The sequence below is a fragment of the Rhodovulum sulfidophilum DSM 1374 genome (genome assembly GCF_001633165.1).
Lineage (GTDB): Bacteria > Pseudomonadota > Alphaproteobacteria > Rhodobacterales > Rhodobacteraceae > Rhodovulum > Rhodovulum sulfidophilum.
Genome location: NZ_CP015418.1, coordinates 3190319 through 3217309, shown reverse-complemented (window position 1 = coordinate 3217309; position 26991 = coordinate 3190319). Strand labels below are relative to the sequence as shown.

General features: G+C 69.3%; 26 protein-coding genes and 1 tRNA gene. 10 read left to right on the top strand and 17 right to left on the bottom strand.

What is annotated here, in order from left to right; genetic code table 11:
• Positions 1-184: 184 nt before the first annotated feature.
• From A6W98_RS15070 to A6W98_RS15035, 8 genes are all read right to left on the bottom strand, one after another.
• The gene (locus tag A6W98_RS15070) at positions 185-1267 is read right to left on the bottom strand and encodes a 2'-deoxycytidine 5'-triphosphate deaminase (protein ID WP_042462744.1); all 1083 of its coding nucleotides are present in this window, start codon (positions 1265-1267) and stop codon (positions 185-187) included.
• Positions 1268-1346: 79 nt separating this feature from the next.
• Positions 1347-1422 (bottom strand) — tRNA-Pro (locus tag A6W98_RS15065).
• A gap of 54 nt (positions 1423-1476) precedes the next feature.
• Complete coding sequence (locus tag A6W98_RS20455) at positions 1477-2475, bottom strand: MerR family transcriptional regulator (RefSeq protein WP_081251962.1); 999 nt, start codon at positions 2473-2475, stop codon at positions 1477-1479.
• A gap of 6 nt (positions 2476-2481) precedes the next feature.
• Positions 2482-2784 carry an integration host factor subunit alpha gene (gene ihfA / locus A6W98_RS15055; protein ID WP_369822816.1) on the bottom strand — a complete coding sequence of 101 codons (303 nt, stop codon included), beginning with the start codon at positions 2782-2784 and terminating at the stop codon, positions 2482-2484.
• A 124-nt stretch (positions 2785-2908) separates the two neighbouring features.
• Positions 2909-3880 carry a beta-ketoacyl-ACP synthase III gene (locus A6W98_RS15050; protein WP_042462738.1) on the bottom strand — a complete coding sequence of 324 codons (972 nt, stop codon included), beginning with the start codon at positions 3878-3880 and terminating at the stop codon, positions 2909-2911.
• A gap of 2 nt (positions 3881-3882) precedes the next feature.
• Complete coding sequence (plsX, locus tag A6W98_RS15045) at positions 3883-4986, bottom strand: phosphate acyltransferase PlsX (protein WP_042462736.1); 1104 nt, start codon at positions 4984-4986, stop codon at positions 3883-3885.
• Positions 4987-5013: 27 nt separating this feature from the next.
• Positions 5014-5223, bottom strand: coding sequence for a 50S ribosomal protein L32 (gene rpmF / locus A6W98_RS15040; protein ID WP_042462734.1), 210 nt, complete (start codon positions 5221-5223; stop codon positions 5014-5016).
• Between the two features lie 252 nt (positions 5224-5475).
• Positions 5476-6069, bottom strand: a complete 594-nt coding sequence (locus A6W98_RS15035; RefSeq protein WP_052678086.1) for a YceD family protein — start codon at positions 6067-6069, stop codon at positions 5476-5478.
• Positions 6070-6170: 101 nt separating this feature from the next.
• Between A6W98_RS15035 and A6W98_RS15030 the strand changes: the two genes are divergently transcribed.
• Positions 6171-6617: an outer membrane protein assembly factor BamE gene (locus A6W98_RS15030; RefSeq protein ID WP_305954927.1), complete on the top strand. Its 447-nt coding sequence runs from the start codon at positions 6171-6173 to the stop codon at positions 6615-6617.
• 51 nt (positions 6618-6668) lie between these two features.
• On the opposite strand, the gene msrB is transcribed toward A6W98_RS15030, so the two are convergent.
• Positions 6669-7082 (bottom strand): peptide-methionine (R)-S-oxide reductase MsrB, encoded by a 414-nt coding sequence (gene msrB, locus A6W98_RS15025; RefSeq protein ID WP_042462729.1) that lies wholly within the window; start codon positions 7080-7082, stop codon positions 6669-6671.
• Positions 7083-7190: 108 nt separating this feature from the next.
• Here msrB and A6W98_RS15020 point away from each other — a divergent pair, with 108 nt between their 5' ends.
• Both A6W98_RS15020 and A6W98_RS15015 read left to right on the top strand, forming a co-directional pair.
• Positions 7191-7937 (top strand): GNAT family N-acetyltransferase, encoded by a 747-nt coding sequence (locus A6W98_RS15020; RefSeq protein WP_042462727.1) that lies wholly within the window; start codon positions 7191-7193, stop codon positions 7935-7937.
• A gap of 149 nt (positions 7938-8086) precedes the next feature.
• Positions 8087-9934 carry an ABC-F family ATP-binding cassette domain-containing protein gene (locus A6W98_RS15015; protein WP_042462725.1) on the top strand — a complete coding sequence of 616 codons (1848 nt, stop codon included), beginning with the start codon at positions 8087-8089 and terminating at the stop codon, positions 9932-9934.
• A gap of 6 nt (positions 9935-9940) precedes the next feature.
• Here A6W98_RS15015 and A6W98_RS15010 read toward each other — a convergent pair whose 3' ends face one another.
• Together A6W98_RS15010 and A6W98_RS15005 are read right to left on the bottom strand one after the other, a co-directional pair.
• Positions 9941-10549 carry a hypothetical protein gene (locus A6W98_RS15010; RefSeq protein ID WP_042462723.1) on the bottom strand — a complete coding sequence of 203 codons (609 nt, stop codon included), beginning with the start codon at positions 10547-10549 and terminating at the stop codon, positions 9941-9943.
• On the bottom strand, positions 10546-11301 hold the full coding sequence (locus A6W98_RS15005; RefSeq protein ID WP_042462720.1) for an SDR family NAD(P)-dependent oxidoreductase: 756 nt from the start codon (positions 11299-11301) through the stop codon (positions 10546-10548). Before A6W98_RS15005 ends, A6W98_RS15010 begins: the two co-directional genes overlap by 4 nt.
• A gap of 457 nt (positions 11302-11758) precedes the next feature.
• Here A6W98_RS15005 and A6W98_RS15000 point away from each other — a divergent pair, with 457 nt between their 5' ends.
• Positions 11759-12349, top strand: coding sequence for an outer membrane protein (locus tag A6W98_RS15000; protein ID WP_042462718.1), 591 nt, complete (start codon positions 11759-11761; stop codon positions 12347-12349).
• Positions 12350-12897: 548 nt separating this feature from the next.
• Here the strand turns inward: A6W98_RS15000 and A6W98_RS14995 are convergent.
• Positions 12898-13263, bottom strand: a complete 366-nt coding sequence (locus tag A6W98_RS14995) for an MmcQ/YjbR family DNA-binding protein (RefSeq protein WP_052678085.1) — start codon at positions 13261-13263, stop codon at positions 12898-12900.
• A 197-nt stretch (positions 13264-13460) separates the two neighbouring features.
• Between A6W98_RS14995 and cysS the strand changes: the two genes are divergently transcribed.
• The 3 genes from cysS (at position 13461) to A6W98_RS14980 (ending at position 17455) form a co-directional block, all read left to right on the top strand.
• Entirely contained in the window at positions 13461-14858 is a 1398-nt protein-coding gene (gene cysS, locus A6W98_RS14990) for a cysteine--tRNA ligase (RefSeq protein ID WP_042462716.1), read from the top strand.
• Between the two features lie 205 nt (positions 14859-15063).
• The gene (cimA, locus tag A6W98_RS14985) at positions 15064-16704 is read left to right on the top strand and encodes a citramalate synthase (protein WP_042462714.1); all 1641 of its coding nucleotides are present in this window, start codon (positions 15064-15066) and stop codon (positions 16702-16704) included.
• Positions 16694-17455: a squalene/phytoene synthase family protein gene (locus A6W98_RS14980; protein WP_042462712.1), complete on the top strand. Its 762-nt coding sequence runs from the start codon at positions 16694-16696 to the stop codon at positions 17453-17455. Before cimA ends, A6W98_RS14980 begins: the two co-directional genes overlap by 11 nt.
• An 87-nt stretch (positions 17456-17542) precedes the next feature.
• On the opposite strand, the gene A6W98_RS14975 is transcribed toward A6W98_RS14980, so the two are convergent.
• Positions 17543-18766 carry an MFS transporter gene (locus A6W98_RS14975; RefSeq protein WP_042462711.1) on the bottom strand — a complete coding sequence of 408 codons (1224 nt, stop codon included), beginning with the start codon at positions 18764-18766 and terminating at the stop codon, positions 17543-17545.
• Positions 18767-18890: 124 nt separating this feature from the next.
• On the opposite strand from A6W98_RS14975, the gene A6W98_RS14970 reads away from it, so the two are divergent.
• Together A6W98_RS14970 and A6W98_RS14965 are read left to right on the top strand one after the other, a co-directional pair.
• Positions 18891-19520, top strand: a complete 630-nt coding sequence (locus A6W98_RS14970; protein WP_042462709.1) for a DNA-3-methyladenine glycosylase family protein — start codon at positions 18891-18893, stop codon at positions 19518-19520.
• Positions 19517-20191, top strand: coding sequence for an alpha/beta hydrolase (locus A6W98_RS14965; protein ID WP_042462705.1), 675 nt, complete (start codon positions 19517-19519; stop codon positions 20189-20191). The genes A6W98_RS14970 and A6W98_RS14965 overlap by 4 nt, the downstream gene beginning before the upstream one ends.
• Positions 20192-20799: 608 nt before the next feature.
• Here A6W98_RS14965 and pdxY read toward each other — a convergent pair.
• The gene (gene pdxY, locus A6W98_RS14960; RefSeq protein ID WP_042462703.1) at positions 20800-21696 is read right to left on the bottom strand and encodes a pyridoxal kinase; all 897 of its coding nucleotides are present in this window, start codon (positions 21694-21696) and stop codon (positions 20800-20802) included.
• Positions 21693-22388 (bottom strand): MOSC domain-containing protein, encoded by a 696-nt coding sequence (locus A6W98_RS14955; protein ID WP_042462702.1) that lies wholly within the window; start codon positions 22386-22388, stop codon positions 21693-21695. The genes pdxY and A6W98_RS14955 overlap by 4 nt, the downstream gene beginning before the upstream one ends.
• 88 nt (positions 22389-22476) lie before the next feature.
• Between A6W98_RS14955 and pdxR the strand changes: the two genes are divergently transcribed.
• Entirely contained in the window at positions 22477-23895 is a 1419-nt protein-coding gene (gene pdxR / locus A6W98_RS14950; RefSeq protein WP_042462700.1) for a MocR-like pyridoxine biosynthesis transcription factor PdxR, read from the top strand.
• Between the two features lie 646 nt (positions 23896-24541).
• Here pdxR and A6W98_RS14945 read toward each other — a convergent pair.
• Both A6W98_RS14945 and A6W98_RS14940 read right to left on the bottom strand, forming a co-directional pair.
• Positions 24542-24868: a hypothetical protein gene (locus A6W98_RS14945; RefSeq protein ID WP_042462697.1), complete on the bottom strand. Its 327-nt coding sequence runs from the start codon at positions 24866-24868 to the stop codon at positions 24542-24544.
• An 8-nt stretch (positions 24869-24876) separates the two neighbouring features.
• Positions 24877-26430 (bottom strand): GMC oxidoreductase, encoded by a 1554-nt coding sequence (locus tag A6W98_RS14940; RefSeq protein ID WP_042462694.1) that lies wholly within the window; start codon positions 26428-26430, stop codon positions 24877-24879.
• Positions 26431-26991 lie beyond the last annotated feature (561 nt).

The window sequence follows — 26991 nt, the reverse complement described above, 5'->3', positions numbered from 1 at the left end:
CTGCTTCATGGGAAAGAAGCAGGAAGCGTGCCAAGGCGTGGCTGTCATGGCGGGGCGCGCAAAAAGGCCAGCGTTTCTAGGGCGTCCGAGGGCGCGTGTCGGGTATTTAAGCCAAGAAGAAGGGGGGCGCGTTGCGGGTCATGGCGGGCTTGCGTCGGGTTTTGTCGGGTCTCCGACAGCGGGCCTACATCCGGAAATGCTTGGACAGCTTCAGCCCCTGGCCCTGGTAGTTCGAGGCGATGCCCTGGCCGTAAAGCGCGTCGGGCCGGGCCGACATGCGCTCATAGACCAGACGGCCGACGATCTGGCCATGTTCCAGCACGAAGGGCGCTTCGTGGCAGCGCACCTCGAGCACCCCGCGTGAGCCCGCGCCTCCGGCGTCGTCATGGCCGAAACCGGGATCGAAGAAGCCCGCGTAATGGACCCGGAATTCGCCCACCATCGCCAGATAGGGCGCCATCTCGGCGGCGTAATCGGGCGGGATATGAACAGCCTCGCGGCTGACGAGGATGTAGAAGGCGCCCGGATCGAGGATGATCCGGCCCGCGCTCGAGCGGATCTCTTCCCAGAATTCGGCCGGGTCATGGGCGGCGATGCCGTCGAGATCGACGACGCCGGAATGCGGCTTGGCGCGGTAGCCGACGAGATCGTCGCCCGAGGGTTTCAGATCGACCGAGAAGCCCAAGCCCTCGGAGATCACCGCCGGGCCGCCCGAGACCAGCCCGGCCGAAGCGTCGAGCGCGCGAAGCGCGTCATCGGAAAGCACGGCCTGACCGGCGCGAAAGCGGATCTGGTTCAGCCGCTGGCCGGGCCGGACCAGGACCGAGAAGGAACGCGGGCAGATCTCGGCATAAAGCGGCCCGTCATAGCCCCCGCGGATGCGGTCGAACTCGACCCCGCCATCGGTGATGGTGCGGGTCAGAAGATCGAGCCGCCCGGTCGAGCTTTTGGCATTGGCGACGGCCTGGATGCCCGGGGGCAGGGCGAGCCGCTCCATCAGCGGCACGACATAGACGCAGCCCTTTTCCAGCACCGCGCCCTGCGACAGGTCGATCGCATGCATGCGGAAATCGGCGATGCGCTCGGCGACGCTGCGGCTTTCGCCGGCGAGGAACGAGGCGCGGACCCGGTAGGCGACCGGCCCGAGCCGGAGATCGAGCGAGGCGGGCTGGACCTGACCCTCGGCAAGCGGGGCCGAAAGGCCGATGGCGCCGGTCTCGATCAGGCGACGGATGTCTTGAGCGGGCAGCACGCCGGGTGCGGTCATGGATCCTCCCTCGGCCCGGCGCGGGGCCCCTGAAACACAACCGCCCGCAACCACGAGGGATGCGGGCGGGTGAGGGTAATGGTCGGGCTAGCAGGACTTGAACCTGCGACCTTCCGTCCCCCAGACGGACGCGCTACCACCTGCGCTATAGCCCGACGTGGGGCGCTTCATAACATGTCTGACGGCGGGGGCAAGACGCAAATCGGCCTTCAGTCACGCGCGGCGGTTTCGATGCTGAGAACCACCCGGGCGAGCCGCTCGGCGGCCCGGCCGGCAGCATCCGGATCGGCGTCGAGGAGGCGCTGGAGCCCGTGTTTCAAGAGCCTGCTGCGGGTGGGCAGCCCTGTCGGGACGAAGGCCGGGTCGTCATCTGCGGGGTCGGTTTCCGGAAGATCGGCGCCGAGCGGCTGCGGTATCGCGGGCTGTTCCGGCGGCGCGACGGTAGGCGCGGCCTCTGCCGGCTCGGTCATGCCGCTCGGGAGGTCCTCCGCTTCGGGCGGCATCGAATCGGGCGCCGTTTCCGGCGCGGGCGTGCCCTCGTCGAGGGCGGGGCTTTGCCGCAACCCGGCCGGGGTCGGGGCCTGCGCGACGGGCGGTCGCGCTTCCGAAGGTTCCGGGGCGATCTGCTCGGGGGCAGGATCCAAAGCGGTGGCGTCCGACGGGAGCGGGGCGAGGACCTCGTCATCGTCGGTCGAGGCGGCGCCGTTCGGCGAAGATGGCGTTGGTGTTGGTGTTGGTATTGGCGCGGACGGGGCCTGCTGCCGGGGAGGGCCGCTGTCGGGCCCGGGCAGGATCGCCTCGTCCGGCTCGGGCGCGGGGCGCCGCCGCATCGGCAGGATCTCTGCCGCCTCGGCCTGGGCATCCAGCGCCATCGGCGCCTCGATGTCGGGATCGGTGGCTTCGGCAAGGTCGGCCGCGTCCGCTTCGTCGAGAGGCTGCGACAGGGCCGCGACATGCCTGACGCCCTCCTCGCGCAGGATCTTCTGTACCCCGCGGATCGTCAGCCCGTCTTCATGCAGAAGCCTTTTTATGCCGCCCAGAAGCAGCATGTCCGAGGGGCGGTAATAACGTCGCCCCCCGGCGCGCTTGACCGGCTTGACCTGGGTGAACCGGCTTTCCCAGAACCGCAGGACATGGGCGGGCGTGTCCAGCCAGGTCGATACCTCGCTGATGGTACGGAAGGCCTCGGGGGACTTGTCCGTGGCCAATGCCGCTCAGCCCCTGTTGCCGGCCGCGACGCGGTCCTTCATCAGATGCGAGGGACGGAAGCTCAGCACCCGCCGCGGATGGATCGGAACCTCTTCGCCGGTTTTCGGATTGCGCCCGATCCGGGCGGCCTTCGACCGCACCGAGAAGGTCCCGAAGGACGAGATCTTGACCGTCTCGCCGCGGACCAGCGCATCCGACATGTGCTGAAGCACGCTTTCGACCAGATCCGCGGATTCGTTGCGCGACAGCCCGACCTCGCGGAAAACCGCTTCGGTCAGGTCCATTCGGGTCAGTGTATTGCCTGCCATTCTCTCCCCCATTTGTGACAGCCCCTATCGAAACCCTTGACTTGCAAAACCTTAGGTAGATTTGAATTTCCGAGTCAATACAGGGAACTTACCGCCAAGGGCGGTGGCGACGGCAGAGCCGCGCCTACCAGCGCAGCACGACCGAGCCCCAGGCCAGACCGCCGCCGATCGCCTCGGTCACCACCAGATTGCCCGGGACGATCCGGCCCTCGTGCCGGCCCACCGACAGCGCCAGCGGGATCGAGGCCGCCGAGGTGTTGCCATGGTCCTGAACCGTGACGATGACCTTCTCCATCGGCAGATGCAGCCGCTGCGCGGTGGCCTTGATGATCCTGAGATTGGCCTGATGCGGCACCAGCCAGTCGACATCGGTGCCATCGAGCCCGACCTTGGCAAGCGCGGAATGGGCGGTGTCGGAGAGCTTCTCGACGGCATGGCGGAAGACTTCCTTGCCCTGCATCACCAGATGCCCCGAGGTGCCGGTCGATACCCCGCCATCGACATAGAGGATGTCGCGATGGCGCCCGTCCGAATTGAGATCGACCGAGAGGATGCCGCGATCGGCGGTCGTGCCCGTGCCCTCGGATGCCTCGAGGATCAGCGCGCCCGCCCCGTCGCCGAACAGGACGCAGGTGCCGCGGTCGGTCCAGTTCATGATCCGGCTGAAGGTCTCGGCACCGATCACCAGAACGCGGCGGGCGAGACCCGAGGAAATCATGGAATTGGCATTGGCCAGGGCGAAGATGAAACCGGCGCAGACCGCCTGGACGTCATAGGCGAAGCCATGGGTCATCCCGATCCCGGCCTGCACCATGGTGGCGGCGGACGGGAAGGTCAGATCGGCGGTCGAGGTGGCCAGAACGATGGCGTCCAGATCATCGGCCTCAAGCCCGGCATCCTCGAGCGCGGCCTTGGCCGCTTCCACGGCCATCTGCGAGGTGGTCTCGCCCTCGGCCGCGAAATGCCGCCGCTCGATCCCCGAGCGGGTCCGGATCCATTCATCCGATGTGTCGAGCGTCGCCTCGAATTCCGCGTTTTCCACCACGTGCGCCGGAAGATAATGCCCGACGCCCCGGACGATCGCCCTCGTACTCATGTTTACCTCTTGCTCCCCCCGGCCAGTTCCCTGACCGATTCAGGCTCCGTCGCATTGCTGGCAGCAACCCGTGCCGCCAGCCGTTCGGTGAAGCCCGACTGCGCCAGCTCGAAGGCGAGCTTGACCGCGGCCGACACGCCCGTCGCATCCGACGCGCCATGCGATTTCACCACAGTTCCGTTCAGCCCGAGGAACACGCCGCCATTGGCGCGCCTGGGGTCCATCCGCTTCTTGAGCCGCCTGAGCGAGGTATAGGCCAGGAGCGCCGCCATCTTCGACAGCGGCGTCGCGGTGAAGGCCTCGCGCATGAAATCGCTCAGAAGCTTGGCCGTGCCCTCGCCGGTCTTCAGCGCGACATTGCCGGTGAAGCCGTCGGTCACGATCACGTCGACCTTGGCGGACGGGATGTCGCCGCCCTCGACGAAGCCGACAAAGCTGTAATTGGCGCTTTCCGCAGCGGCATCGATCAGGTCATGGGCGGCTTTCAGCTCGGCCCGGCCCTTGTTCTCTTCGGTGCCGACATTCAGAAGCCCGACCCGCGGCCGCTCGAGCCCCAGACCGTTGCGGGCATAGGAGGTGCCCATCAGCGCATATTGCAGCAGGTCGCGTTCATCGGCGCGGACATCGGCGCCGACATCCAGCATGACATTGAACCCGCCGGGATTGCGCGAGGGCCAGAGGCAGGCGATGGCCGGCCGGTTGACGCCCGGCAGCTTGCGCAGCCGCATGATCGACAGCAGCATCAGCGCCCCGGTATTGCCGCAGGAGACGGCCACCGTGGCTTCGCCATTGCGCACCGAATCGATGGCCGACCACATCGAGGTGTCCTGGCCGTGGCGCATCACGTGGCTGGGCTTGGCGTCCATGGTGACGACGCCATCCGCATGCCGGATCTCCACCCGCCCGCGCAAGGGCTTGCGGCGGGCGACGAGCCGCTCGAGCTCGTCCCGCTGCCCATGCAGTATGAAGCGGATGTCCGGATTCTTGGTGGCGGACAGGGAAATGCCCGCGACGACGGCCGCAGCTCCGCGGTCGCCACCCATGGCGTCCACCGAAATGACGGTGCGCGGGGCGGCGCGCAGCTCCTGGGGATGCTCTTCGGTCATGGACTGACGCGCGCCTTTAGGGGCTGATTATGCCGCGTCGTCTTCGTCCAGGTCGATCTCGTCGGCTTGGGCCACGACCTCGCGGTCGTCGTAATGGCCGCAGGCCGCACAGACATGGTGCGGACGCTTCAGCTCGCCGCAGTTCGAGCACTCGTCGGGATTACCCGCGACCAGGGCATCATGCGAACGGCGTTGGTTGCGGCGGGACCGCGTAACTTTATTCTGAGGGACAGCCATGTCTCAACCTCGGTCTGGAGGGGCCTTGGCCCGGTGTTCTTTCGTTGGGAACGCGCCACTCTCAGCGCCCTTGGCGCGGCGTCGGATCCATCGTGCAAGCGAGGCCGGGAACATACTGCGATTCTGGTTGGGCGCAAGCCCCTTTCTGGGCCTTTTCCCGGGGCGCGACGCCCAGACGCCGTATCCGCCCCCGGGCTTCGGCAAAGTGTCGTCTTCGGCCGCGTCTTCGGCAGCGTCCGGCCTCCCGAGGTCTCACTCGGACGTGTCGCCGCCCTCCGCGTCGTCGCGGGAGGGGCGCAGCCGGGCCAGCGCGGCGAAGGGCTTGAGTTCGGCATCCTGCATCGGCGCCACGCCCGGCGCGGCAAAGACCGCCTCGCCGAGATCGGCACCCTCGGAGCGGGGATAGAGCGGCAGTGCCAAGGCCAGTGCCTCTTCCATGACCAGGGCGAGGTCGAGCCTGTCGGGCAGCGGTTCCTCGTTTTCATCTTCGGGCATCTCGATCTCTTCGGCTTCGGGCCGGGCGGGCATGTCGGCGCGGTAGAGCCGGAGCACGTCGGTGTCGATCCGGGTGGAGACCGGCGCCAGGGTGACGACGCAGGGCTGCACCACCGTGGCGCCGAGGCTTGCCTCGAGACGCCAGTCGGCCTGTCCCTCGGGCCGGAGCGCGCCGGCAAAGCGCAGTTTCTTCAGGCTCGTTATCCCGAGCCGCCCGGCCAGCGCGGCGCGCTCTTCGGGGTCGGGCGTCAGGACGAAGTCGACCGGCTCGCGGCCGCGACGCCCGGCCAGCCGGAGGCTGCGAGGGGCGGTCACTTCTGGTTTTCGGGGTGGTTCCGGCGTGTTGGCCATGGTTCACGTTCCATTCTTGAACCCGGGGCGTTCGATCTGCTAAGCGGGATAGAAGTGAAAAACCCCTGTGACAAGAGGTTGCGATGGCAAGGCCCCGTGCAGTGCACGCCAGATTGGCGCTGGCTGCCGTTCTCTCCGCCGGTCTACTGGCGTGTTCTCCGATCCACCGCAGCCACGGCTATGCTCCGTCCGAGGAGGATCTGTCCGCGATTTCGGTGGGTGTCGATACCCGCGACAGCGTGGCCGAACTGGTCGGCCCGCCCACCATGGGCGGCGTGATGCGCGACGAGGCGTGGTATTACGTGCAAAGCGACTGGGAAACGGTCGGCTTCCGCGAACCGAAGGAGACCGAACGCCAGGTCGTGGCGATTTCCTTCGACGGGTCCGGAACGGTCGAGAATGTCGAACGGTTCGGGCTCGAGGATGGCCGCGTGATCGCGCTGAACCGTCGCGTGACCGAGGCCAACGTCAAGGGCATCTCGTTCCTGCGGCAGCTTCTGGGCAATATCGGCCAGTTCAGCGCCGAGGATATTCTGGGCGACCGCTGATCGCCGGCCGGGGCCCCCTCAACGGGGCCCCGCGATCCGGTCCCGGGCGGGCTAGGTATCGCCTTCGGCGGCGTCCTCCGGCTTGAACTTCAGCGCCACGCCGTTGATGCAATAGCGCAGTCCGGTCGGTGCCGGGCCGTCGGGAAAGACATGGCCCAGATGCGCTTCACAGCTGGCGCAATGCACCTCTGTGCGCGTCATAAGGAGGCGCCGGTCTGTGTGCTCGCCCAATGCGTCGGGGGCGGCCGGACGGGTGAAGCTCGGCCAGCCGGTGCCGCTGTCGAACTTGTCGGCCTGATCGAAGAGCGGCGCGCCGCAGCAGAGACAGGCGAAGGTGCCGGGCGTTTTCGGAAAGTCGTCATGCGAGAACGGGCGTTCGGTCGCATGCTCGCGCGTTACCCGGTAGGCGAGCTCCGGTAGCCGGTCTTGCCAGTCGGGGTCGGTCTCGGACTTTTTCTGGGTCATTTGGTCTCGCGGGTTCTGTCAGGGTTTCGTCACATCTTGTGTGATATCGGCCTTCGGACAATATCTAGGCGGGCAGTCCCGCCCCGCCAGCCCCCTGGAGCCGTCACGATGCTGTCACTTCGCAAGGGTCGCTATGCCGCGCGGCTGGCCGAGACCCCGGCCGATATTCTCGCCGCACAGCGCCTGCGGTACCGCGCCTTCCGTGCCACCGGGGCCCATCCCGAGGGGACCGATGCGGATGCTTTCGATAGGCTCTGCCGCCATGTCCTGGTCGAAGAGACCCGCGGCGGGACCCTGGTCTGCTGTTTTCGGCTGCTGCCGCTGAAGGGCGGGGCCGAGATCGGGCAGAGCTATTCGGCCCAGTATTACGAGCTTTCCGCGCTGGCGGCCTTCGACGGGCCGATGGTCGAGATGGGGCGGTTCTGCATCCATCCGGATTGGCGCGATCCCGATATCCTGCGCGTGGCCTGGGGGGCGATGACCCGATTCGTCGACGAGGAGGGGGTCGAGATGCTGTTTGGCTGTTCGTCCTTCCGGGGAACCGAGGCCGAGACCTACATGGATGCCTTCGCGCTTCTGCAGGACCGGCATCTGGCGCCGAAGCGCTGGTTGCCGCGGGTCAAGGCGCCGAACGTGTTCCGCTTCGGGCAGATGCTGCGCCGGCGCAGGCCGGATGCCCGGCGGGCGATGCTGGGCATGCCGCCGCTCTTGCGCAGCTATCTGGCGATGGGGGGATGGGTGTCGGATCATGCGGTGGTCGACCGCGATCTCAACACGCTTCACGTCTTCACCGGGCTCGAGATCCGGGCCATTCCGCCGTCCCGCAAGCGGTTGCTGCGTGCGGCGGCGGGATAGGACGCCCGGAATTTCGTACGAAATTCCGCAAAGGGGCCGTTGAAGGCCTCGAAATTCTTCGGCGAAGAATTTCCGTGGCGACCGCCCTTTGCCGAGGGGGCACCGATCTGCCGCTTGACCGGCGTCAGCCGGCATCATACCCAGCGCCCATGGCCCGCGCTCCCCTGCTTCAGCTTTCATCGATCTCTCTCACCTTCGGCGGTGATCCGGTCTTTTCCGGCCTCGATCTCGTCATCCAGGAGAATGACCGCGTCGCGCTGGTCGGCCGCAACGGATCGGGCAAATCGACCCTGATGAAGGTCATGGCGGGGCTGGTCGAAGCCGATTCGGGGGGCCGTGTGCTCTCGCCCGGCACGTCGGTCGGCTACATGGAGCAGGAGCCCGACCTGTCGGCCTTCGCCACGCTGGGCGATTTCGCCGCTTCTGCGCTGGCGCCCGGCGAGGGCTACCGCGCCGAGATCGCGGCCGAGGGGCTCAAGCTCGATCTTTCCGCCCCGGCCGCCACGGCTTCGGGCGGCGAAAGGCGGCGGGCGGCGCTTGCCCGTCTGCTGGCTTCGGCGCCCGATCTCATGCTTCTGGACGAGCCGACCAACCATCTCGACATTGAGGCGATCGGCTGGCTCGAGACCCAGCTGGCCGAGACCCGCTCGGCCTTTGTGCTGATCTCGCATGACCGCGCCTTCCTGCGCAATCTGACCCGGGCGACGCTCTGGATCGATCGCGGCGGGGTCCGCCGCCAGGATCGCGGCTTTGCCGGTTTCGAGGACTGGCGCGACAAGGTCTGGGCCGACGAGGACGAGGCGCGTCACAAGCTCGACCGCAAGATCAAGGCCGAATCGCGCTGGGCGGTCGAGGGCATCTCGGCCCGGCGCAAGCGCAACCAGGGCCGGCTCCGGGCGCTCCATGCCATGCGCGACGACCGCTCGGCCATGATCCGCCGCCAGGGCACCGCGGCGATGGCGCTGGAGGCGGGGCCGAAATCCGGCAAGCGGGTGATCGAGGCCAGCGGCATCTCGAAAAGCTTCGGCGATCGGGTCATCCTGCGACCCTTCTCGCTGCGCATCCAGCGCGGCGAGCGGGTGGCGCTGGTCGGTCCCAACGGCGTCGGCAAGACCACGCTTCTGAAGATGCTGATCGGCGAGCTTGCCCCCGATACCGGCGAGGTCCGGCTCGGCACCAACCTCGAGATGGCCGTCTTCGACCAGAATCGCGCCGCGCTGGATCCCGAGATGACGCTTTGGGAAAGCCTCGCGGGCGATCCCGAGATGCGGGTCTCGGGCAAGGCCGACCAGGTGCTGGTGCGGGGCCAGCCCAAGCATGTCGTCGGCTATCTCAAGGAATTCCTGTTCGACGATGCCCAGGCCCGCGCGCCGGTGCGGTCGCTTTCGGGCGGCGAGCGGGCGCGGCTCCTGCTGGCCCGGATCATGGCGCGTTCCTCGAACCTCCTGGTGCTTGACGAGCCGACCAACGATCTCGATGTCGAGACGCTCGACCTGTTGCAGGAGCTGGTCTCGGATTTCGACGGCACCGTGCTTCTGGTCAGCCATGACCGCGATTTCCTCGACCGGGTCGCGACCACCACGGTCGCCATGGAAGGCGATGGCCGTGCCGTGGTCTATGCCGGGGGCTGGAGCGATTATCGCGCGCAGCGGGCCGAGGCCGCCGGTCCCGAGAGCGGCGCCGACAAGCCTGCCGGGAAACCCTCTGGCGGGCGTTCGAAACCCGCCGCTTCCGCCGACGCGGGGGCCGGGACGAAGAAGGCGGCCGGGCTCAGCTATACCGAAAAGCACCGCTTCGACGCGCTGCCGGGCGAGATGGAACGGCTCGAGGCCGAGATCGCCAGGCTCGAGGCGCTGCTCGAGGATCTGGAGCTGTTCACGCGCGAGCCGGTCAAGTTCCGCAAGGCGACCGAGGCGCTGATGGCGCGGCAGGAGGCTTTGGCGAAGGCCGAGGAAGACTGGCTGGAACTGGCCGAAAAGGCCGAGAACGCGGGCTGATCCCGGTCAGTCGGGGAGGCCTGCGCTTGGATGCAGGACCGGCCGGTAGCCGGCCGCCAGGGCCGCGACCGTGGGCGCCGGGGTCAGGACAGTCACCCTTCCGTCAGGCCGGGCACGCGGCGCCCCGTATCCCGCCGGTCGCCAGGGCAGGGCGGCCGCGCCGAGGATGAGATGGGGGACCTCTTCCAGCAGCACGAAGCTTCCGTCCGGCAGCGCGGCGGCCGGGGCGGTGTGATGCCGCTGCCGCCCCGAGGCGGGGCAGATCCGTGCCGCATGCAGCAGGGCATCGAGGCGGGCGGCCGTTGTCGCGCCGAAATCCTTGGCAAAGCGCCGGAAATCGGCGCGGCGGCAGGCGGCGCAGGGGCGGTGCCCGGCGGCCAGCGCCACCGCCTCGTCCAGAAAGAACAGTTCGGTATAGCGCCCCGGCGCCATGATCGGACGGTGTTGGCCGCGAAACTCCGTAAGACAGCAGATCCAGGCCTTGTGGCGCCAGCGCGCCCGGCCAAGCCGGCCTTCGGCATCGTGCAGGCAGCCGCGATTGCCCATGAACAGACCGCGGGCCGGATCGGCCAGGATCGCGCCCAGGGGCGTGACGCGGTTCTGCCGTGGGCTCATCCCATCCGGAGCCCCGCATCGAGCCGGATCACCTCGCCGTTCAGATAGCCGTTCTGCAGGATATGCAGCACCAGCGCCGCATATTCCGCCGGATCGCCCAGCCGGGGCGGGTTCGGCACATTGGCGGCAAGCCCGTCCATGTCTGCCTCGCCCGGGCCCTCCTGCATCGGGGTGCGGAAGAGCCCCGGCGCGATCGTCATCACCCGGATCCGGAGCCCGGCCAGATCGCGCGCAAGGGGCAGGGTCATGGCCGCGATGGCACCTTTCGAGGCGGCATAGGCGGCCTGGCCCTCCTGTCCGTCATAGGCCGCGACCGAGGCGGTGTTGACGATCACCCCGCGGCAGCCCTCGTCATCGGGGGCGTTCTGCGCCATCTCGGCCGCGGCCAGCCTGAGCACGTTGAAACTGCCGATCAGGTTGATCTCGACGGTGCGGCGAAAGCTTTCGAGCCCATGCGGCCCGCTCCGGTCCAGCGTGCGCTCGGCGGTGGCGATGCCCGCGCAGTTGATGCAGGCGGTGATGCCGCCCATCTGCGCCGAGGCCTCGCCGATGGCCTGTTCGACCGAGGGCTCGTCGGTCACGTCGACCGGCTGGAACCCCGCGCCGATCTCGGCGGCCAGTTCCATGCCCCGCTCGGTATCCCGGTCGAGAATGGTCACCGCCGCCTCGGCCGCGCAAAGCCTTCGCGCGGTCGCGGCGCCAAGCCCCGAGGCGGCTCCGGTGACGATGGCCCTGGTTTCGCTGATCTGCATCCGCCCCTCCGTTTTGCCCAGAGCTAGCCCCCGCGCGCGCGGCTTGTCCAGTCCAGCGCTTCCGGCGCTGCGCCGTCGCCGGAGCAAAAGGCGCGGCCGCCGCGCGGAGGTATGGAAAAAACGGCGGCGCATGGAACCCGGGCGCGGTGTCTGGGTTCTAGGTGCGAGCGGCAGCGGTTCCGGTGCTCTTTCGCGGGGCCAAGGGCGGGTTTTGCGTCATCTGCGCGAAGATCTGCCTGTCGCGGAGCGGGGACCGGCCAGTCCTTGCCGGTTCTGGCCGACCGGCGACCGCGGCGGCTCACAAACCCGTGCACGCCTCTTCCAATGAGGGTGCAGGAGGGTTTTCTAAACGTGATGCGGGATAAATCCCCGGTTCCGCATCCATGACGCCAAATGCCGACGATCCCACGGAGACCTCCCGGGGACGCCGAGAAAAACGAGAGGCAAGGAGAAGACAATGACGTCCTATTTTGCACCCGCCGCTATCGCATTGGGCCTGACCGCGGCCGCCGCCGCCCCGGCCATGGCCGGCAGCTATTCCCCCGCTCCCGCCGAGCCGGTCATCGTGCCCGCCGTGCCCGCCGCCGCGCCTGATGGCGACTGGGGCGGGGCCTATCTGGGTCTGAGCTACGGCTATATCGACGTGTCGACCGACAGCGGCGCGCCGGATGATGACAGCGATGCCTTGGGCATCCATGCCGGCTATCGCTGGGATTTCGGCAAGACCGTTGCCGGCCTCGAGGTGGAATATGGTGAACCCGATCTGGATTTCGGTTCCGCAGAAGTGGACAATGTCTGGCGGATCAAGGGTCAGTACGGCTATGACTTCGGCCGCACGCTGGCCTATGCGACCGCCGGTATTGCCCCGACCGACACGTCTGTGGGCGACGAGACCGGCTATCTGGTCGGTGTCGGTGTCGACTACCAGATGACCCAGAACTGGGTGATGGGCGCCGAAGTGCTGTATCACGACTTCGACGAATTCGGCAGCTCGGGTGTCGGGGCTGACGCGACCACCGCGGCGGTGCGTCTGTCCTACCGGTTCTGATCGGTCCCCGGGGCGGTCGGCCTGCCCCGCGGGATCGTCATGTGACGTTCTCGCGGGGGGCGTTGGAGCGCCCGACCCGATCCCGGATCGCCAGCCGCACGGCCTGGCGGGGCCGGGGCGGATAAATTCGGCCGTCATCGTTGCCCCCTTGCAGAGCTGCAGAAGGGCAACGGTGGCGGCCTCGTCTTTCAGGGCGAAGCTAAACAGCTGCAGTCGCAGCCGGGGGGGGGGCCCGAAACCGGGCAGGGCGACGACGGCCGCGCAGGCATCCCCGCTGTGGGTCCGACCCGCATGCGAACCTCTCCAGACCGCAGGGGCGGGGCGTGATCCAGGGTGGTCAGCGCCCGGAACCGGCAAGGATCGCCTCGGGTGCCGCGCGCAGGCTCCGGCCCGGCGATGCCGTCCGGGGTGCTTCGACGGGTGAACCCGGCGGACGCACGGGGCTTGGCGACAGGCGCGCGTCGGGCACGGCGAGATCGTCATGGTCTCGTGGCCTGCCTCTTCTTCGGGCAGGGCAGCATGAGGCGGGTGCGTGCGGTCGGCCGGTGTCAGTCGAGCCCTTCCCGAACCCGGCGCGGCAGGCTTGCGCGCACCGTCGCGTGGCTTTCGCGCAGGCGGTGCGCCATTTCGTCGGCGTCCTGGGCCTCGAACCCGACCGAAATCCAGCCGCCGCGCGGCAGATAGGGCGCCTTTTCGGCGCGGCCGGTCTCGATCAGCATGGTCGCGAATTCGGGATCGGCGCATTTGACCGAGATCCGGCCCGAGCCCGGCGCCATCAGCGCGAAGATCTTGCCGCCGATCTTCCAGACCTCGATGCCGGGGCCGAAGGGCTGGCTGCGCGTCGCCCCGGGCAGGGCGTCGCAGAAGGCACAGAGCGCGTCTTCGGTCATCGGGAGGTCGGATGTCTCGGTCATCGGGATGCGCTCCGCTGTGACGGGAGAGGCTTGGCAGCGCCCAGTCCCGCTGATAAGACACCCGCATGACGACCGCCCGCAACCCCATTTGCTGCATTACCCGCTGACATCTCCCGGGCGGGACGGGCGTCGTATTTCCATCTTTCAGGATATGTGCCAGAACCCGCCGCGGGACGCGCGCGAAGGATCTGGACCGCATGACCGACATTCAGCTTTACAATACCCGCACCCGCCGGAAGGAGAGGTTCGAGCCGCTCGATCCCGCCAATCTGCGGATGTATGTCTGCGGCCCCACGGTCTATGACCGCGCCCATCTGGGCAATGCCCGGCCGGTGGTGACCTTCGACCTGCTGTTCCGGCTGCTGCGCCATGTCTATGGCGCCGATCACGTCACCTATGTCCGGAACTTCACCGATGTCGATGACAAGATCAACGCGGCGGCCCTGGCGCGCAAGCAGGCGGGCGATGCGCGCCCGCTGGAAGAGCTGATCCGCGAGCGCACCGAAGAGACCATCGGCTGGTATCATGCCGACATGGACGCTCTGGGGGCGCTGCGCCCCAGCCAGGAACCCCGCGCGACCGAGTTCATCGGGCAGATGATCGCGATGATCGGGGATCTGATCGAAAAGGGCCATGCCTATGCGGCCGAGGGCCATGTGATGTTCCGGGTGCGGTCCTACAAGGACTATGGCGCGCTGTCGGGGCGGTCGGTCGATGACATGATCGCGGGCGCCCGGGTCGAGGTCGCGCCCTTCAAGGAAGACCCGATGGATTTCGTGCTGTGGAAGCCCTCGGACGATGACCTGCCGGGCTGGGACAGCCCCTGGGGCCGCGGCCGGCCGGGCTGGCATATCGAATGCTCGGCCATGTCCCACGAGCTGCTGGGGGACAGCTTCGACATTCATGGCGGCGGGATCGATCTGCAATTTCCCCACCACGAGAACGAGATCGCGCAAAGCTGCTGCGCCCATCCCGAGGGCGGTTTCGCGAAGGTCTGGATGCATAACGAGATGCTGCAGGTCGAGGGCAGGAAGATGTCCAAGAGCCTCGGCAACTTCTTCACCGTGCGGGATCTTCTGGAGCAGGGCGTGCCGGGCGAGGTGATCCGCTTCGTGTTCCTGTCGACGCATTACCGCAAGCCGATGGACTGGACCGCCGAGAAGGCGCGCGAGGCCGAGGCCACGTTGCGCAAGTGGAGGGGGCTCGTCGCGGGCATCGAACCCGCGCCGAGCCCCGCGCCCGAGGTCATCGACGCGCTCTCGGACGATCTGAACACGGCGGGCGCGATTGCCGCGCTGCACGGGCTGGCAGGAACGGGCGATCTGGCCGGGCTGAAGGCCTCGGCCGGGCTGCTGGGATTGCTGGGCGAGGATATGGGCGTATGGGCCGAGATGCCCGAGGCCGATCTGGGCGGCTGGACCGAGCGGCTTGCCGCGGCCCGGGCTGCGGCGATGGACAGCAAGGATTTCTCGGAGGTGGACCGGCTGAAGGCGCTGCTGATCGGGGCGGGCGTCGAGGTCCGGATGAGCAAGGCGGGCATCGAGCTGCTGCCCGGCGCCGGGTTCGATCCGGCCAGGCTGGAGGGCTCGGAATGACGGCGCGCGCCACTCCGAGTCGGTTCCGCCGGTCCGCCCGGTGGCATGCCGGGCAGCGCCCGACCCTCCCCGCGGGAGGGCGCATGGTCGCCGTTTCGCGCCGAAATTCCGTGCCGGTCCGCATCGGCGGTTTGCCCCGATCCGAACATGGCCGCGCCCTCCCGGGCTCCGGCGCTGCCCTTCCTTCCAGGGCGGGAGCGCGCGCATGAAAGACCGCCTCTATCTTTACGACACCACGCTTCGCGACGGGCAGCAGACGCAGGGCGTGCAGTTCTCGACCGACGAGAAGATCCGCATCGCCCATGTGCTGGACGCGCTGGGGCTCGACTATATCGAGGGCGGCTGGCCCGGTGCGAACCCGACCGACAGCGCCTTCTTCGAGGCCCGGCCCGAGACCCGCGCCACCTTCACCGCCTTCGGCATGACCAAGCGCGCCGGACGCTCGGCGGAAAATGACGAGGTTCTGGCAGGCGTCCTGAACGCGGGCACCGATGCCGTCTGCCTCGTCGGCAAGACCCATGATTTCCACGTCACCACGGCGCTGGGCATCAGCCTTGAGGAAAACCTGGAAAACATCGCGAAATCCGTCGCCCATCTGGTCGCCCGGGGCCGCGAGGCGCTGTTCGATGCCGAGCATTTCTTCGATGGTTACAAGGACAATCCGGCTTACGCGCTGTCCTGCTGTCAGGCCGCGCTGGAGGCGGGGGCGCGCTGGATCGTGCTCTGCGACACCAATGGCGGCACGCTGCCGCCCGAGATCGGCCGCATCACCGCCGAGGTGATCGCGGCGGGCATTCCGGGCGAGAAGCTGGGGATCCATACCCATGACGATACCGGCAATGCGGTCGCGGGCAGTCTGGCCGCCATCGATGCGGGCGCGCGGCAGGTGCAGGGCACGCTGAACGGGCTGGGCGAGCGTTGCGGCAATGCCAATCTGACGACGCTGATCCCGACGCTGCTGCTGAAGGAGCCCTATGCCAGCCGCTTCGAGACGGCGGTGCCCGGCGAGGCGCTGGCGGGCCTTACCCGGGCCTCGCGGCTTCTGGATGACATCCTCAACCGGGTGCCGCTGAAAAGCGCGCCCTATGTCGGATCGTCGGCCTTTGCCCACAAGGCCGGGCTTCATGCCAGCGCGATCCTCAAGGATCCCTCGACCTATGAGCATGTCGCGCCCGGATCGGTCGGCAATGCCCGCATCATCCCGATGTCGAACCAGGCCGGCCAGTCGAACCTGCGCCGCCGTCTGGCCGAGGCCGGGCTCGAGCTTGGCAGGGACGATCCGAGGCTGGCGGAGATCCTCGACGAGGTGAAGGCGCGCGAGGGGCAGGGCTATTCCTACGATACCGCGCAGGCGAGCTTCGAGCTGGTCGCGCGGCGGGTTCTGGGCGATCTGCCCGCCTTCTTCCGGATCAAGCGCTACCGCGTCACCGTCGAGCGGCGGCGGGTCGAGCCTGCCCGCGCGCTCACGCTGTCCGAGGCGGTGGTGGTGTTGGATGTCGATGGCGAGCGCAAGCTGTCGGTCTCGGAAAGCCTTGATGCCGAGGGCAATGATCGCGGCCCGGTCAATGCGCTCTGGAAGGCGCTGGCCAAGGATCTGGGGCCCTATCAGGCCTTCATCGACGACATGAAGCTGGTCGATTTCAAGGTCCGCATCACCAATGGCGGCATCGAGGCCGTGACCCGGGTGATCATCGACAGCGAGGATGGCGCGGGGCGGCGCTGGTCCACCGTCGGGGTGTCTCCGAACATCGTCGATGCCTCCTTCGAGGCGCTGCTGGATGCGGTGGTCTGGAAACTGGTGCGCGACGGCGCGCCCGATTACGACGCGGGGGCCCATGTCGCTTGAGGCCTGCGCCGAGATCCTGCGGCGGGGCGATCCCGACCGCTTTCTGGCCGCGATGTCGGCGCCGGTCGCGGCCCGCGCCCGGCTGCTGCCGCTTTACGCCTTCAATGTCGAGGTGGCGCGGGCGCCCTGGGTGACCGAGGAGCCGCTGATCGCCGAGATGCGGCTGCAATGGTGGCTGGATGTGCTGGACGAGATCGCCGAAGGCCGCCCGGTGCGCAGCCATGAGGTGGCGACCGAGCTGGCCGGGGTGCTGGACGCGGAGGCCGCCCGCGCGCTGGTCCCGCTGGTCGAGGCCCGGCGCTGGGACGCCTATCGCGAGCCCTTCGCCGACGCGGCCGCCTTCGAGGCCCATCTGGCGGCGGGGGCGGGCGCGCTGATGCGGACCTCGGCCCGGGTGCTGGGCGCGAAGGACGGCACCGCGGCGCTGAGCGATCTGGGTTTCGCGATGGGGCTTGCGGGCTGGTTCCGGGCGGTGCCCGAGCTTGTGGCGCGCGGCCGCCAGCCGCTGCCCGATGACCGTCCCGAGGCGGTGGCAGAGCTGGCGCGGAGCGGGCTTGCGCGGCTCGCCTCGGCCCGCCGCGAGGGCGTTCCGGCACAGGCGGTTCCGGCGGCGCGGGCGGCATGGCGCACGCGCGCGATCCTGTCCCGCGCGGCGGCGGAACCCGGGCGGGTGCTCGAAGGCGGGCTCGAGGACGCGGAAATCGCGCGTAGGGCGGGGCTTTTGTGGCGCGCGCTGGCGGGGCGCTGGTAGGATAAGGGCTGGCTCTGGCCGCCGGGGCGGAGCTTTCCTTAGGTCAGGACACATCCCCGCCGTTTCGCGCCCGGGATCGGTGTCGCCTCAGTCCTTGTCTCCGGGACGCAGCACCAGCCAGATCAGCGCGCCGCCCGCCAGCGCGAGGAACGGCACCATGGCGAGGTTGACCGCCACCCAGCCCTCCTGCGGCACGCCGCCCGAACAGTTCATCAGCCCGCCCGAGGCCAGCGAGGCCATGGTCACCCCGCCGAAGACGAGAATGTCGTTCATGCCCTGAACCGCGCCGCGCTCTTCTGGGCCATGTGCCGAGGACAGCATCGCGGTCGCGCCGATGAAGCCGAAATTCCAGCCGATGCCCAGAAGCACGAGGGCGGCGAAGAACTGCTCGATCTCGACCCCGGTCAGCGCGACGGTGCCGGCTCCGGCGAGGATCGCAAGGCCCAGGGCCACGATCGGGCGGGCCCCGAAGCGGGCGATCAGATGCCCGGTGAAGAAGCTGGGCACATACATCGCCAGCACATGCGCGGTGACGATATCGGCGGCGGTGCCGGTGTCGAAGCCGCAGCCCACAACGGCCAGGGGTGTCGAGGTCATGACCAGGTTCATCAGCGCGTAAGATACCGTCCCGCAGATGATCGCGACCGCGATGACGGGATCGCGCAGCAGCTCGGCCCGGGTCCGCCCGGCATGATGCGCGGGATCGCGCGGCGGCGGCCGGGGGATGTCGAGAAAGGCGAAGAGCAGCCCGCCGCCGAGATTGATCGCGATCGCGGTGAGATAGGTGCCGAGGAACGGGATCACCATCGTCTCGGCGGTGACCTTGACGAGCTGGGGCCCGAGGATCGCCGCGGCGAGCCCTCCGGCCAGCACATAGGAGATCGCCTTGGGCTGGAACGTGCCTTCGGCGGTGTCGGCGGCCGCGAAGCGGTAGAAACCCTGGGCCGACATGTAGATCCCGGTCAGGAGCGCCCCCAGCAGGAACAGCGGGAACGAGCCCAGATAAAGCCCCAGCGCCGAGGCGCCGGCTCCGGCCGCCCCGCCCGCGACGCCGAGCACGAACCCGGCGCGACGGCCCCAGCGCTGCATCAGTGCCGAAAGCGGTCCCGCCGTCAGCATCGAGCCCAGCACGATCAGCGAGATCGGCAGCGTCGCGAGGCAGGCATTGGGCGCTAGGGTCTGGCCCGCGAGCCCGCCCACGGTGAAGATCATCGGCATCTGCGCGCCGAGAAGCGCCTGGGCCAGGATCAGGACGGTCACGTTGCGCCGGGCGCGGGGGGAAACGGCAGGGGACGGCAGGGTATCGGTCATGCCGCTGACCTAGCGCGGCCGGGCGCATGGGGGAAGCCGGGAAATCGGGCCTGCGCCCGGCGAAGGCCGTCGGACGGCGCCTGTCCCCTTGGCGGCGGGGCCGCGCCGCCCTATCGTGCCGGGCATGGTCGGACGCATCATAGAGACCGAGGCCTGCCTGGCCGAAGGCGCGGCGCATCTGGCCGCGGTCGAGCCGCGTTTTGTCCATGCGCTGTCCCTGACCGGACCGCTGCCGCTGCGCCGCCGCAAGGACGGGTTCGAGGCGCTTTTGTCGGCCATTGTCAGCCAGCAGGTGTCCGTCGCAGCGGCGGATGCGATCTGGGGACGGATGAAGGCCGCCCGCCTGACCGGGCCGCGCAAGATCATCTGGGCCTCCGACGAGGATCTGCGCGCCTGCGGGCTGTCGCGCCAGAAGATCCGCTATGCAAAGGCCCTTGCCGCGGCGGGGATCGATTTCGCGGCGCTGCGCGGGGTGCCGACCGAAGAGGTGGTCGCGACCCTTGTCGCGGTCCCCGGCATCGGCCGCTGGACCGCCGAGATCTATGCCATGTTCTCGCTCGGCCGCGCCGATGTCTTCGCGCCCGCCGATCTGGCGCTGCAGGAATCGGCAAGGCTGCTTTTCGATCTGCCCGAGCGGCCGAAGGAACGGGCCCTGCGGCAGATGGCCGAGCCCTGGGCGCCGTGGCGGGGCGTTGCGGCCCGCGCGCTTTGGGCCTACTACCGGGTGGCCAAGGACAGGGAAGGGATCAGATGACACGGGTTCTGGAAACGGGCCGCGCGGGCGCGGCCGAGGGCCGGGCAGAGCGGCTGGTGATCTTCCTGCACGGCTATGGCGCGAACGGGGCCGATCTGCTGGGGCTCGCGCAGCCGCTCGGGCCGCATCTGCCCGGCACCGCCTTTCTGGCGCCCGACGCGCCCGAAAGCTGCGAGGGCGTGCCCTTCGGCTATCAGTGGTTCCCGATCCCCTGGATCGACGGCTCCTCGGAGGAACAGAGCGAAGCGGGCATGCGCCGCGCCGTCGACGACCTGAATGCCTGGCTCGACGCGGTGATGGCCGAGGAGGGCGTCGGCCCCGAGAATACCGTGCTTTTCGGCTTCTCGCAGGGCACGATGATGGCGCTGCATGTCGCGCCGCGCCGTGCCGTGCCCTTTGCCGGTGTGGTGGGTTTTTCGGGCCGCCTGCTGGCCCCCGAGACGCTGGAGGACGAAACCGTGTCGCGCCCGCCGGTGCTGCTGGTGCATGGCGATGCCGACGAGGTGGTTCCGGTCGGCGCTTTGCCCGAGGCGGGGAATGCCCTCACCTCGGCCGGGTTCGAGGTCTATGCCCATGTGATGAAGGGCACTGGCCATGGCATCGCCCCCGACGGCTTGTCGCTGGCGCTGGCCTTCATGCGCGAGCGTTTCGGTATCGAGGGCGCCGAATAGGCCCTGCCTTGTTCAGTCTTCCCCGGGCCATGCCGGCGGTCATGCCGTCCCCGGCAGCGGGCTGGCCTCTGGCCCGGGCGTTCTCGTCCCGACGGCGCCCGACGCCCGTCCCTTGCCCGGAGGGGGCCGGAATTTGCCGCGCCACAGCCCCGGATCGGAACTGTCGGCGCCCGCCTGACAGGCGGCTTTCGGGACGGGCAGGTCCGCGATCCTAGAGCCTTCAGCCGGGCCGTCGCCGCGATCTGTCCTCCGATGCGGCTGCGGCCCGTACCGCGGGATCCGGCCGGTCGCCTCGAGCCGCTCTCCTTCGGCCGGATGGATCGGATTTGGCAGGAATACGCCTCTCAGCACCTAACGGCCTCCGGGAATGGCGTGAGGTCCGCGAGACCGACCGAGCCAGTTGCCGCCGAGGTGAAAGCTCCCTGCTGCCGGAGCCGCCTAGGGCGGAAGGGCAGGAGCACCGGGACGATCCCGGCCCGGATTTCGGTGCTTTTAGCGCCGGGATGCCCCGTCAGCCCCTGACTGTCCCCCTGACCGGCAAAGCCGGTGCGGCTCCGGGGCGCGATGACGCGACGGTACGTGGCCCCGTTCCCTGCGGGGCCCGCCCATCAGTGCCGGATGCGGCGGCGCCCGGCGGCACAGGACATCTCGGCCCGGCCAAGGGTCAGAAGCGCGCGGCGGAAGCCCGGCCCGCTCAGCACGACCTCGCCCGCGCCAAGCGCGCGGGCATCGCGCAGCGCCTCTGCGGTCAGGGTCTGGGCGGTCTTGACCGCCGCCGCCAGCGGTGCCCCGCGGGCGATCCCCGCCACTATCAGCCCGGCGAAAAGATCGCCGGTGCCGGGCAGCGCGATCGGCAGATGCTCGGTCGGATGGCGGCCTATGTCCCCGGCGCCCCCGGGGCCGAGGATGACGCTTTCGATATGGCCGGGCGGGGTGTCCTCGAGCGCGCAGCCGGTCGCGATCAGATGCGCGCCGGGGGCGATGCCAAGCTCTGTCCGCGCCGCCTCCAGATCGGCGATCCGCGCGATCCCGCGCCCGGTCAGCCAGCTCAGCTCGAACGGGTTCGGCGTGGCGATATCGGCCATCGGCAGCAGCCTCTCGCGCATCACGTCGGCAATGGTTTCGGGAACGTAGAGCCCCGGCCCGCTATCGCCCATCACCGGGTCGCAGAGATAGGTCAGTCCGGGGTTCCGCGCCTTGGCCTCGGCGATGAAATCGGCCACCATCAGCGCGACCTCGAGCGAGCCGATATAGCCGGTGAGAATATAGTCGGCCCGCTCCCGCAGGCTGCGTTCGCGCGCGCCCTGCAACAGGTCGGAAAAGAACTCGGGCGGCAGCGCGCGGCCGCGCAGGGTCGGGTAATCGGGCGTGTTCGAAAAGACTACCGTCGGGATCGCCGCGACCTCGAGCCCGGCCGCCTGCATCGGAAACAGCGCCGCCGAATTGCCGACATGGCCGAACACCACCTGGCTCTGGATCGCGATCACGAAGGGCGGGCGGGTCATGCCTGGCCCTCCAGCCGCGCACGCTGGTCCTCGACCCGGCCGCTGTCCAGCCGCCGCTGCGCCAGCCGCCGCCAGCTTTCGGCCAGAACCTCGAGCGCGGCGATGCCTTCAAGATCGTCCCGGTTCAGCCGGTCGACATGCAGCGCGTGCCAGAGCCGGTTCAGCGTCCAGTCGGGCGCGACCCGTTCGGTCAGGTGCAGCCGGTCGCCGGGGGCGACGATGCCCGGTTCGAGGACGCGGTAATACCAGCCGGTGCGCCCGGTCTGCTGCACCCGCCGCGCCATGTCGGGCAGGCCGAAACGATGGTTGAGCTTCCAGCAGGGCTGGCGCCCCTGCGACACCTGCAAAAGCGCCGTGCCCAGCCGGAAGACATCGCCCACGGCGACCTCGGTTTCGGTTGGCCCGCCGACCGAGATATTCTCGCCGAAGGCGCCCGGCGCCGACAGCGCGGGCAGATCGCCCAGCGCGGCGCGCCAGCGGATGTAATGCCCGGCGGGATAGTGATGCACCGCCTTCTCGACGCCGCCATGGACGCGGCGGTCGGCCTGCGCGTCGCCCTCGAGGCCCTCGGGGCCAAGCGCAAGCGGGCGCTCGACCGGCGTCTTGACGATGGCGCTGGGGCGCCCGCTGTCCGGAAGCGCGGCGATGGCGCCGGTCAGCAATGTGACCCCGGCATTCTGGATCTGTTTCATCGAAGCCTCTTGCGTTTCGCGCCGGTCTGGCAAAAATCCGGCTGGTGAAAAAGATCCAGTTTGGAAAATTCAGATAGGCCGGTTTGCGATGGTGCGTGCTCCTCTTGCGCTCGATATCGACAGGGCCGATGGCGGGCCGCTGTTTCTCGTGATCGCGGAGGCGATCACCCGCGACATCACCCGGGGAAGGCTGCGGCCGGGGGCGCGGCTGCCCGGAACGCGGGCGCTGGCGCGCGAGCTGGGGGTGCATCGCAACACCGTCGATGCTGCCTATCAGGAGCTGCGGATGCAGGGCTGGCTTCAGGCGGCACCTGCGCGCGGAACCTTCGTGGCCGAGGATCTGCCGCAGACGATGACCGCGCCGCCCGCCGCGCCGGTCCTGGCCGAACCGGCCGCGCGCCGCCCGGCGCTGGCCTTTTCGGACGGCGCGCCCGATCCTGGTCTCGTGCCCGACAAGGCGCTGGCGCGGGCCTTCCGGCGGGCGCTGCTGTCGCCGGCCTTTCGCAGCGGGGCCGATGATGGCGACGCCCGCGGCACGCGGGCCTTGCGCGAGGCGCTTGCGGACTATCTCGCCTCCGGCCGGGGGGTGGTCGCCGATCCGGGGCGGCTGCTGATCGCCCGCGGCAGCCAGATGGCACTTTATCTGGCGGCCCGCGCCACGCTGGCGCCCGGCGCGGCGGTTGCGGTCGAGGAACCCGGCTATCCGCTGGCCTGGGCGGCGTTCCGTGCCGCCGGGGTCGAGCCGCGCGGCGTCCCGGTCGATGCGGGCGGGCTTTCGGTCGTGGCGCTGGAGGCCGCGCTGGACGCCGATCCGCGGATCGGGGCGGTCTGTGTCACGCCGCATCATCAATATCCGACCACGGTGACGATGGGGGCTGCGCGGCGGCTGCAGCTTCTGGATCTGGCGCAGCGCCGCGGCCTCGTTGTGATCGAGGATGATTACGACCATGACTACCGCTTCGAGGGCCGTCCGGTGCTGCCGCTGGCTGCGCGCGCGCCCGACGATCTGCCGCTGATCTATGTCGGGTCGCTGTCCAAGCTGCTGTCGCCCGGTATCCGGCTGGGCTATGCGCTGGCGCCCGAGCCGCTGCTGTCGCGGATGGCCGAGGCGCGGGCCGCCATCGACCGCCAGGGCGATGCCCCGCTCGAGGCGGCGCTGGCCGAGATGATCCGCGACGGCGATCTGGGGCGCCATGCCCGCAAGGCCCGCCGGATCTACCGCGCCCGCCGCGACCTGCTGGCCGGGGCCCTGGCCGAGCGGCTGGGCGAGCGGGTGGTGTTCGATCTGCCCGCTGGCGGGCTGGCGCTGTGGATGCGCTCGGCGCAGGGCGGGGCCGATCTCTGGGCGATGCGGGCGGGGCAGGCGGGGCTTGCGCTGCTGCCGGGCGCCCGGTTCATGCTCGGCGCTCCGGCGCCGCAGGCCTTCCGGCTTGGCTATGCCGCGCTTGACGCGGCGCAGATCGTGCGGGCGGTCGAGATCCTGGCCCAAAGTTGCCCGCAGGGATGAGGGGAGCGGCCCGGCGCGCCATCCGAGCCGAGGAAACACCAGGCGCGCCTTCTAGCGAGGCTGTTCTGGATCTCGACGAGCGGTTTGTTCCGGGGGCTTGAACCGGGTCTCCTGCAGCCCCCGAGCGAGAGGGGCAGTGACGCGCCCGCCCCATGGCCGTCCGGTCCGTTTCTGCCAGTGCCACCAGTGCGCCTGCCCGCATCTGTCCGATCCGGGGCCGTCTCATGGTGGGGGCTGATCGCGGCGGTCGGCTCTTGTCCATCGCCGCATCCTTCCTTGTCGCGACGGCGAAGACACCGGGTCGAGGGGCGATCTTGCCGGTTTCGGTCCCATCGCGCCCGACACCGCCGCCGCGACCCGTGGGACGGGGTCTGGACCGGACGCGGCGGCGATATTGCTTGCCGGCGCTGCCGCTCGGATCGGGGCGCTGGCCCGAAAGCTGCCGGGCCTGTCCTTGGACCATGCAGGGCGGTGATGGCGGTGAGAACGGGCGGCTTACACCCGCCTTCTGCGCAGGAGGTCTCGGGAATGCGCCGGGAGGGGGGCTGCATCGCATAGGTGGCCCGGGGCGCGTGTGCCGGTCCGGCGAGAGCGGCATGCCCGGCTCTGTTGACTCGGAAGGGGCGGGCGGCGCCCGGTCCGCTGCTCAGGCGGTGTCGTCGCGCAGGCAGGCCAGCGCGAATTCCGCCTCGCTTCGGGCCAGGACCCAGCCGTCGCAGATCACCGTGTCTCCGGCGGCGAAATCCTGCTGCGCGGCGGTGGCCAGGGCCTCGGGGCTCTTGGCCTCCGTGGCTTCGTTGCGACCGACATAGCCCTGACGCAACAGCTCCCTGGCAATCCGGCGCGGGCCGGCGAGGGTGGCAAGACGCGGGCGCCCGGTGCCGCAGGGCCTGGCCAGACCGGTCAGGATCGTGCCCATGTAGCCTGCGGCCCCCAGCCCCAGCCCGCCCAGGATCAGATGACGGCGTTTCACTAGGCGGCTCACAGCAGCCCCTCCCGTTCGGCCCGGGCCTTCAGGTGATCGGACAGCCGGAAGGCCATGGCGGTGATGGTGAGCGTCGGGTTCGGATAGCCGCCGGTCGGAAACAGCGCCGAGCCCGCGACATAGAGATTTTCCACGCTGTGCAGCCGGCCGTCGCCATCGGTGACGCCGCGGCGCGGGTCCTCGGCCATGCGCACCGTGCCCATGTGATGGCCGCCGCCGCCGACCCCGTCGAGGAAGATCTCGGGTTCGGGATCGATCTCGATCCGCATCCGGCCGAAGCCGATCCGCCCGGCCTCCTGGGCGATGACCTGATGGGCGGCGAGGATGCAGTCATGGTCCTGACGGGTGATCTGCCAGTCGAGCTGGGCCTGCGGACGCCCATAGGCATCCTTGTCGGCGCGCAGCGAGACGCGGCTGGCGGGGTTGGGCCTCTGCTCGATATTGTTGAACAGCCCGTAGGTGTCGTGCCGGGCATTGCTGCCGCATCGATAGGCCCGGGCGGTGCCGAAGGGATCGCTGACGAGCCCGGCGATGTCGGCGGCGTCGATCCGGCCGCTGCGCAGCGCCCTCAGATCGCGCAGCCGGAGCGGCAGAGAATAGAACTCGCTCCGGAACTTGCCGATCCGCCTGGCCCGGACCGCCTCGGCGGTCAGCACCAGGTGACAGCGCACCGCGATCTCGCCATAGGGCACTTCCGACAGATAGAGCGGCAGCACATCCGCGGGATCGCGGGGCAGCAGCAGCCCGCTCTTGAACATCAGATGTTCCTGGAAATAGCGGCCGACCAGATCGTTCTCGTTACCAAGACCGGCCGGACGCTGGCCATTCGCCACCAGCAGCATCCGCGGGATCTCGATGCCCCCGGCCGCCAGCACGAAATAGCGCGCGCGAACGTCGAAGCGGTTCCCCGCCGGGCTGCGTACCACCACATGCGACACCGTCTCGCCTGTGGCCTCGCCCAGCCGGATGTCGCAGACATCGGCGTAAAGCACGACCCGGACATTGGCCGCCTTGTCGAGGCGCGGGCCGTATTCGTCGCCGTAGAACACCCGGCGATAGCGCGAGAGCTGGCTTTTCAGCATCGGCCCGTCGAAGGGCATCAGCCGGGTGCCGAGCGCGCGGGCCACGGGCGCCGGGTCGTATTCGTACTCGCCGAGCCCGAGAAAGGCATGCGCCTGCCGGTAATAGGGGGCAAGCGTGTCCGCGCCGAACGGCCAGCCCGACATCGGGATCCATTCCTTGGGCTCGAAATCGTCGGGCTCGAGCCGGACGCAATGCCCGCCCCAATGGTTGGTCGCGCCGCCGAAGAACCTCAACCGGTTCGCGGTCACGTCATAGGGTCGGCCGATATCGGGAACGATCGAGGCATCCTCGACGACCGGGTCCATGTCCATGCCCCCGGCTTCGAGCAGGCAGACCCGCAGCCCGCTGTCGGCCAGCGCCGAGGCCAGGGTGATGCCCGCGGCTCCGGCCCCCATGATGCAGATATCGGCCTCGAGACCGGGATCGTCGGCAAAGCTGCGCGCGTCCTGGAAGCTGTCGAAAGCCATGGCTGCAACCCTCCTGAGCGGATCGGCGGACCGGGGGCGCGGCCCGGGCGCGTGCCTTCAATGAAATGAGTAGGGCGGGGCTTCGGCGCCAAGTCAAGCATTCCGGCGTGGTGCCCATGCGGTGTCGGGCCGCGTTGCGAGGAGGGCGCGTCCACTGTAGCGCCGCGCTCCGGCCTGTCGCGGCAAGGGCGCGGTGATATCGCGCGGTGACGTCGAGGCGCGCCGGTCGGCAGGATTGCGGAGCGGTCAGGGCTCGGTCGGGAGGCAACCGCAGCCGATGCCGTCGCGAGCCGTGTCTCGCAGCTCGTTCTGCCCCCTCGACCCGTCTCTCGGCCCTGCCCGCGACGCCGCGCCAGCCCGGTATCCTCGCCCGGACCGGGCGGCTCTGTCATTCGGACCGGGCGGTTCCGTACCCTCAAAGGGCGGTCCCATCCCACGGACGCGGCGGGCCGGTGGCGGCAAGATCGCGACCGCTCCGGCGCGCTCGGCAGTTGCGCGTTGGCAGGGGGATGCTAGACAGGTCGCAGGGAATGAGGGAGGCCGCGCAGGGGACCCCGCGGA

Coding starts and splice junctions, on each gene's coding strand:
- A6W98_RS15070 (WP_042462744.1), bottom strand. CDS start 1,267: ATGACCGCACCCGGCGTGCTGCCCGCTCAAGACATCCGTCGCCTGATC.
- ihfA (WP_369822816.1), bottom strand. CDS start 2,784: ATGGCAGGCAATACACTGACCCGAATGGACCTGACCGAAGCGGTTTTC.
- A6W98_RS15050 (WP_042462738.1), bottom strand. CDS start 3,880: ATGAGTACGAGGGCGATCGTCCGGGGCGTCGGGCATTATCTTCCGGCG.
- plsX (WP_042462736.1), bottom strand. CDS start 4,986: ATGACCGAAGAGCATCCCCAGGAGCTGCGCGCCGCCCCGCGCACCGTC.
- rpmF (WP_042462734.1), bottom strand. CDS start 5,223: ATGGCTGTCCCTCAGAATAAAGTTACGCGGTCCCGCCGCAACCAACGC.
- A6W98_RS15035 (WP_052678086.1), bottom strand. CDS start 6,069: ATGGCCAACACGCCGGAACCACCCCGAAAACCAGAAGTGACCGCCCCT.
- msrB (WP_042462729.1), bottom strand. CDS start 7,082: ATGACCCAGAAAAAGTCCGAGACCGACCCCGACTGGCAAGACCGGCTA.
- A6W98_RS15020 (WP_042462727.1), top strand. CDS start 7,191: ATGCTGTCACTTCGCAAGGGTCGCTATGCCGCGCGGCTGGCCGAGACC.
- A6W98_RS15015 (WP_042462725.1), top strand. CDS start 8,087: ATGGCCCGCGCTCCCCTGCTTCAGCTTTCATCGATCTCTCTCACCTTC.
- A6W98_RS15010 (WP_042462723.1), bottom strand. CDS start 10,549: ATGAGCCCACGGCAGAACCGCGTCACGCCCCTGGGCGCGATCCTGGCC.
- A6W98_RS15005 (WP_042462720.1), bottom strand. CDS start 11,301: ATGCAGATCAGCGAAACCAGGGCCATCGTCACCGGAGCCGCCTCGGGG.
- A6W98_RS15000 (WP_042462718.1), top strand. CDS start 11,759: ATGACGTCCTATTTTGCACCCGCCGCTATCGCATTGGGCCTGACCGCG.
- A6W98_RS14995 (WP_052678085.1), bottom strand. CDS start 13,263: ATGACCGAGACATCCGACCTCCCGATGACCGAAGACGCGCTCTGTGCC.
- cysS (WP_042462716.1), top strand. CDS start 13,461: ATGACCGACATTCAGCTTTACAATACCCGCACCCGCCGGAAGGAGAGG.
- cimA (WP_042462714.1), top strand. CDS start 15,064: ATGAAAGACCGCCTCTATCTTTACGACACCACGCTTCGCGACGGGCAG.
- A6W98_RS14980 (WP_042462712.1), top strand. CDS start 16,694: ATGTCGCTTGAGGCCTGCGCCGAGATCCTGCGGCGGGGCGATCCCGAC.
- A6W98_RS14975 (WP_042462711.1), bottom strand. CDS start 18,766: ATGACCGATACCCTGCCGTCCCCTGCCGTTTCCCCCCGCGCCCGGCGC.
- A6W98_RS14970 (WP_042462709.1), top strand. CDS start 18,891: ATGGTCGGACGCATCATAGAGACCGAGGCCTGCCTGGCCGAAGGCGCG.
- A6W98_RS14965 (WP_042462705.1), top strand. CDS start 19,517: ATGACACGGGTTCTGGAAACGGGCCGCGCGGGCGCGGCCGAGGGCCGG.
- pdxY (WP_042462703.1), bottom strand. CDS start 21,696: ATGACCCGCCCGCCCTTCGTGATCGCGATCCAGAGCCAGGTGGTGTTC.
- A6W98_RS14955 (WP_042462702.1), bottom strand. CDS start 22,388: ATGAAACAGATCCAGAATGCCGGGGTCACATTGCTGACCGGCGCCATC.
- pdxR (WP_042462700.1), top strand. CDS start 22,477: ATGGTGCGTGCTCCTCTTGCGCTCGATATCGACAGGGCCGATGGCGGG.
- A6W98_RS14940 (WP_042462694.1), bottom strand. CDS start 26,430: ATGGCTTTCGACAGCTTCCAGGACGCGCGCAGCTTTGCCGACGATCCC.